The 6,348-nt window shown below is 43.8% G+C and carries 6 protein-coding genes; 3 read left to right on the top strand and 3 right to left on the bottom strand.

Annotation, left to right across the window (positions count from 1 at the left end):
• Positions 1-109: 109 nt before the first annotated feature.
• Positions 110-820, bottom strand: a complete 711-nt coding sequence (locus EKM96_RS06680) for an SDR family NAD(P)-dependent oxidoreductase (protein WP_125641538.1) — start codon at positions 818-820, stop codon at positions 110-112.
• Between the two features lie 70 nt (positions 821-890).
• Between EKM96_RS06680 and EKM96_RS06675 the strand changes: the two genes are divergently transcribed.
• The 3 genes from EKM96_RS06675 to EKM96_RS06660 all read left to right on the top strand — a co-directional run bounded on the left by EKM96_RS06675 (position 891) and on the right by EKM96_RS06660 (position 3,914).
• Entirely contained in the window at positions 891-1,271 is a 381-nt protein-coding gene (locus EKM96_RS06675) for a MerR family transcriptional regulator (RefSeq protein ID WP_125641535.1), read from the top strand.
• Between the two features lie 925 nt (positions 1,272-2,196).
• Positions 2,197-3,237 (top strand): Rrf2 family transcriptional regulator, encoded by a 1,041-nt coding sequence (locus tag EKM96_RS06665; protein WP_125641533.1) that lies wholly within the window; start codon positions 2,197-2,199, stop codon positions 3,235-3,237.
• 284 nt (positions 3,238-3,521) lie between these two features.
• Entirely contained in the window at positions 3,522-3,914 is a 393-nt protein-coding gene (locus EKM96_RS06660; RefSeq protein ID WP_125641530.1) for a hypothetical protein, read from the top strand.
• Positions 3,915-3,941: 27 nt separating this feature from the next.
• Here EKM96_RS06660 and rlmH read toward each other — a convergent pair whose 3' ends face one another.
• Positions 3,942-4,421, bottom strand: a complete 480-nt coding sequence (gene rlmH, locus EKM96_RS06655) for a 23S rRNA (pseudouridine(1915)-N(3))-methyltransferase RlmH (RefSeq protein WP_125641527.1) — start codon at positions 4,419-4,421, stop codon at positions 3,942-3,944.
• A 546-nt stretch (positions 4,422-4,967) separates the two neighbouring features.
• On the bottom strand, positions 4,968-6,311 hold the full coding sequence (locus EKM96_RS06650; protein WP_125641524.1) for a S1C family serine protease: 1,344 nt from the start codon (positions 6,309-6,311) through the stop codon (positions 4,968-4,970).
• Positions 6,312-6,348 lie beyond the last annotated feature (37 nt).

The following is a 6,348-nucleotide window of genomic DNA, read 5'->3' as shown; positions in this document are numbered from 1 at the left end:
ATTGGCGAACACCGATTGAGATCTTTTTGCGTGATCTGCGTTACTAAATTTGTTCAAGTTATTTCTTGCAATCTGCCAAGCACAAAACATATTCAGTGCCTTGAGCAGGTTACCAGGGAACGACACCATCAATATCCGAAAACGTGCCAGAGTCAGTTAACGCATCCGCAGTGGCCAATTCTACAGTCCGCGCCACACCCACTTGCACGGTTCGATTACCGCCACCACCGCCAAAGCTGGTGTCGACCCAACCAGGATTGACGGCGTTTACCGTGACAGTCGTTCCCTCAAGTTCGGCAGCGAGTTTGATCGTGAACATGTTGACCGCTGACTTAGAAGCCTGATAGCCAGACGCTTGTAGCTTGTGAATGCTGGTATTGGGATCGCTGGCCAGATTCAATGACCCCACTGCACTGGAGATATTGATAATCCGGCCAGCCGGTGCTGCCTTCAAAAGTGGTAAGAAGACTTGCGTGACGTCGATCAAGCCGAAATAATTCACATTAAAATCTTGTCGAATTGCGTCTAACGCCAGTTCTGACGGCTTAGTCTCATGATCAACGGCAATCCCAGCATTATTGATTAGAATATCTAAATTAGTGATACTCTTTTTCGCCGCAACAATCGACTCATGGTCGGTCACGTCTAACTGTACCGCCTGAGCCTGAACGCCAGCAGCCTCGAGCTGAGCAACAGCGGCCTGGCCTCGGGCTAAATTCCTAGAACCAACATAGATATACTGGCCTTTCAGCCCAAGTTCCAGGGCCAATTCGTAACCCATCCCGCGATCGGCACCGGTGATTAATGTCTTGATAGTCATATCCATAGCTCCCTTTTCTGTTATGATGGATTTACTATAACAGCCTAACGTAACGGGAGGTCAAGCCAAAATGGAAAATAATCAAGTGATGCGGATTGGTGAGTTTGCGAAAGCCGCTAATGTCACGATTCGAACAGTCAGGTATTACTTGGAGTGTAACTTATTACCACCAGAAAAGCGTAACAAAAATAATCAACGGGTCTTTAACGATGAAGACCTACACTGGATAACTAATTTGCATTATTTGCGAGAAGCTGGCATGTCGATTGCTGAATTGCAACACTACACCACCTTAGTACGCGAAGGCGATAGCAGCCTACCCCAACGAATTGAATTGATGCAAGAACAGCGTAAACAAGTCATCGCTGCGATTGCTGATAAACAGGAACAGCTGAAAGTGATCGACCATAAACTGGAGCGGTATTTAGCTGGGGATAGTGCGGTGATGTGAGCGATATAAACAAACAGGCCTCGACGACGTCGAGGCCTGTTTGTTGCCGCGTATTATTTATGATACGGACTCCCGTAACCACTAGCGATTAATTCCAAGAAAAACCTCGTCACTTATGATACGGCGAACAGTATCAAACTAATCTATGATTATACCAATCGATTTATTAACGTGGAGAACAATTTATAATCCACTCGTCGACTCTTAATCATAATACTGTTGCAGCAGTTCCGGTACCTCCCTAGCAATTCGGGAGATTGTTGTAACAAACTCTTCGCGGGCTTTTCGTAAATCATTTCGTAGCCACTCTCTGCAAAATTCCCGCCATCATATTCGTCATTGCAACAATCATGTACTCTGTTTGCTCATCTAAGTCTGTCGTCTGAAAAAGTAATGGCTTCATACTATCAATGTATTTTGCCATGAACTGGGGATCACCACGCTCCCCATCAAGTAGCTTGAAGGCTTGACGATGATCATAAATGTACTGGATAACAATATTTTTTACGGCATATCATCAAGGTTCATAGCAATCTAGCTCGAGGTAAAAGTGAACTAAGAATAGATTAGTTGTTGATTTGTCCGATTAATTTCATCATGCCATTGCACTAATACGTTGATATACCAATGTTATACGGTACATGCAAGAATACAAAAGAATGCACATATTATTGGACACGTTCGGATTAAGCTAATTCTCAAAGAAGATAAGCTTTTATTAGGGCGTGGCAAGCTTTGGCAGGTAGCTTTCTGCACCCTAGATAGAAAAGGGTTCACCACTGATATCCGAAAAAAATGTCATGTTTTGTCAAGTAGTTCTGCTTATAAACTAAAAAATAATTAAATGTATTTATTGACATTACATCTAATGAGAAGTATAGTATCACATGTAATAACAATAAATACATGAAAGTGAGGTGGACTTATGCGCTTAAATACTCGACTTAGTGATGCAATCCACACTTTATCATTGCTGTATGTTAGAAATAACGAAAATTTAAGTAGTAAACAAATCGCTCAAAGCGTAAACACCAATCCTGTTTTGATTCGTCAACTAGTTGGAGATTTAAAAAGGGCTGGGCTAGTAAATTCACAGCGCGGTGTATCAAAAATCACTTTGTCAAAAGATCCGCATGATATCTCACTACTAGACATTTATCTTGCTGTTGATGATCATCAAATATTGAATGTTGATACCAATACCAATCTAAATTGCATTGTTGGCGGCAATATTCAGAGCATCTTAGGTGATTACTATCAAAATCTTACTGATGGTGTCAAACAGCAACTTAATGAAACAACTCTTGCAGATATGATTGACCAAATTCTTAACCAAGCAGAATCCCAGAAAGGACGTATTATGAATAAAATTAAATTAGCACTCGCTGAACTAGAAAAAGACAACACTAAAGTCGAAGTAATCCGCACTTTGAATGATAATAACTGGTTAGCTCTCCATACTTCAACAACTGTAGAAAATAACAAGACTGTTACCTTTGATGCTTTTGAATTTGAGGGTGATACCATCAAGCAACATTTACACACAGAAACGCCTTATTTAGAAACACTCACTCCATCAGGTCACACTCAACTAGACGGCCCAACACATGTTGACGCCAATTTTAATGCTAACGAAACCGGAAAACTAGTTGAAGAAACTATTAACGCAACATTGATGGGCGGCCCTCATTTAGAACATGCTACTGACTATATGAATACCGATTACATTCAGCATCATGTTGGTGTGCCTGATGGATTAAACACTGTCATGAAAGGTGTTCAGATGTTAAAAGCAGCGGGCAAAGAATCTATCTATACTAAGATCAACCACGTTATTGCTGATGGCAACTTCGCTTTAGCTATTTCTGATGGTCATGCTGAGGGTATTGAAAAAACTTACTACGACTTATTCCGAGTAGAAAACAATCGTATCGCTGAACATTGGGATATTGTTAACCCACGCTAATAACAGCCAATCGTTTTTAGGCAAACTAACTTCTGTCAGCATTCACTATCGAATACTAGATCATCCACCTGTATGGCTCATGACTGCAGCAGATAAAATATCAATGAACTGTATTCCAATTAAAAATTTGCTCCTGGTTGATGGAGAAGCTGCCATTACTATTTAATGTTGATTGAGCCAATTGCTTAGGCTTTAAGCAATTGGCTCAATTATTTTGTCTTAGTTGAAGTAGTTTGAAATTTGCAACTGATACTTAATTAAAATTAAATGCAGACCAGAAGGGGATGTCCCCTGCATCACTTGAGACTGACTACTTAGAGAGATTATTAACTCCAAATTCACCCACAATAACTGATGTAGTAGACGAAGCCATCAATAATACCAAAGAATTTGTCGGCAATGTGCAATCTCAAAAGTCACAAAATATATCCAAAACAGCTCAAGAGTTTTTGAAAGATACACTTAACGATATCAACGTTGATGGACATCACAATGAAACTACACCTCAGTTTGGTCTGCAATGCAAGAAGCGAATCGATTCCGATATCGTTAAAAACCCCACCACGTACTGGCGAGACGAAGAGAAAAAGATTCGCCATGTTAACGGAGCTACAGGTGGAAGACTCTATGTCATTAACAACACTGCTATAATTCCTGGAAATTTTTATATTAAATAGAAAATAGAAAATATCGAAATAACCGCGTCATTTATGATATGGAGACCCTTCATTAATCATAAACGCCCGATAAACCTGCTCCGTTAACACCAACCGCATCAATTGATGGGGCAGCGTGAACCGGCCAAAGGAAATCTGCGTGTTGGCTCGCTTCAGAACGGCCGGTGTGAGTCCCAGGGACCCGCCAATGACGAACGTGATGTCTGAATGGCCATACGTGGTCAAATCCTTCAGCTCCTTGGCAAACTCCTCAGAGGAGCGCTCCTTGCCTAGAATAGCCAGGGCAAAAACATACTCCCGATCCTTAATCTTGCTGAGGATGCGGTCACCCTCGGCCGCCATAACCTGATCCATCTCCGCCTGGGATAAATTCTCAGGCGCTTTTTCATCTGGTACCTCAACGATTGAAAACTTACAGAAACGGGACAACCGCTTCGCATATTCCGCAATCCCCTGTTTGAAGTACTTTTCCTTTAATTTACCCACCACGACAAACTTAATGTTCATAATTCTCCTCCTATTCACAGGTTATCCACAAAGTTATCCACAGGCACCTGATTCACTTTCCTAGATATTGGGGTCAGTCATCCACAGACCCACCACATGTATTTTTACAAAAATGTCAATGTTTTTTTAGTTATCCACCGCTGTCCACCAAAACAAGTGTTTGTCGTTCCCGCTTACAATCCGCGTCGCAACTGGGTTTTGAGCACCATATTTTCATGAACAGCTTTTCTATCCACAGTTATCCACCGTGCCTGTGGATAACTTTTCCACCGGGTTCAGGGCCGTCATTCCGGACTTTTGTCAAAATCACCGGTCTTGCACCAGAGTTATCCTCAAAGTTATCCACAGGTCGTCACAAAAATAATTTTGCCGATGAATGACGATGGCCGTTCACGGAACTTCGTTCGGTGATTTGGCGAACGGGGACGTTTTCATGGCCCTTCGTGAACCGTTAAACTTCGGATTTTCACTCATAGTTTAGCATATCAAAAAAGACCGCCATATCAAATGGCGATCTTTCTTTCAAATTCTTTCAAAATTTTTGACTTAGCTTTCGGAGTTAGCGTTTGTCGTGGTCTTCAACTGTGAAGACGTCTCGGTCAATTTCACCTTCGTCGTCTGCTTCTTACCATTGTGATAGTAAGTCATAGAAACCGTATCGTTAATCTTGTACTTGTACAACAGGTCTCGTAGCGTTGACTGGTTGCTGATCTTTTGACCACCCAATTCGGTAATCACGTCGTACTTCGCCAATCCCGCCTTCTTAGCAGGTGAACCGGTCGAGGCACTCATCACCACAACCCCGCTATCCACGCTAGATGGCAGCTTCAAGACGGATTTCTGTTGCGAGCTGGAAACGTTGGCCAGGTCAACGTAGGTAATCCCTAACGCCGGCCGGACAACCTTACCCTTCTTAACCAGTTGATTGATGATGTTGACCACTTCATTGGAAGGAATGGCAAAGCCCATCCCCTCGACGCTGGTCCCCTCGGTGTCGCTGGCAATCTTAGAAGACGTAATCCCAACGACTTGGCCGCCGACATTAATCAGCGCCCCACCGGAGTTCCCAGGGTTGATCGCGGCGTCGGTTTGGATAACCGTGGCGTTCCCGGTCTGCGTCCCGGCAGAGTTCGTGGTTTCAATCGTCCGCTTCTTAGCGGAGATGATCCCTTGCGTCAGTGACGTTGCGTATTGACTGCCTAATGGCGATCCGATGGCCAAGGCGGTCTCGCCGACCTTCACCTTATCGGAATTCCCGAAGGAAGCCACCGTCTTCAGGTCGCTCCCATTAACCTTCAACACGGCCAGGTCGGTCACGGAATCCTTCCCGACGACCTTGGCCTGGAGTTGCTTACCACTACTGGTAACCACCCGCAGCGCAGAGGAACCAGACACCACGTGATTGTTCGTCACGATGTAGGCGGTACTGCCGCTCTTCTTGTAAACGACCCCAGAACCCTCGGAGGCCTCCTCCAGCTGTGATTTAGAACTGGATGACGACGATGAGGAACTCTCGCCGAAGAGTTGTCCCAGCGTACTATTGTTGCTGTTTTCCTTTTGGAGGTTAATCACTGAAACCATCGCACCCTTAACCTGATTAAAGGCTTTGGTCGACTGGCTATTCACGTTAACCGTCACGTTCGAGGTCGAGGCATTGCCGCTCTTATTACTACCACTAGGAACCGCCGTATCATTAATACCACTATTATTAATATAAGAGATACCACCGTAGGCAACCCCACCACCGAGCAGTCCGGCAACAACCGCCGTAATGGCCACCTTCGTCAGTGTAAGCTTACCCCGTTTCCGACCTTGTGGTGCCGGAGTTGGCGTTTCTTCGTTATTATTATCATTAAATTGATCGTTGTTATTATTATTATTGTCCATCATATTGCGCTAAAGCGCTAACCCTCCTCATTCATGGCTG

The sequence above is a fragment of the Levilactobacillus tangyuanensis genome (assembly GCF_003946545.1).
Taxonomy (GTDB): Bacteria; Bacillota; Bacilli; order Lactobacillales; family Lactobacillaceae; genus Levilactobacillus; species Levilactobacillus tangyuanensis.
This window is presented reverse-complemented; position numbering and strand designations above follow the sequence as displayed.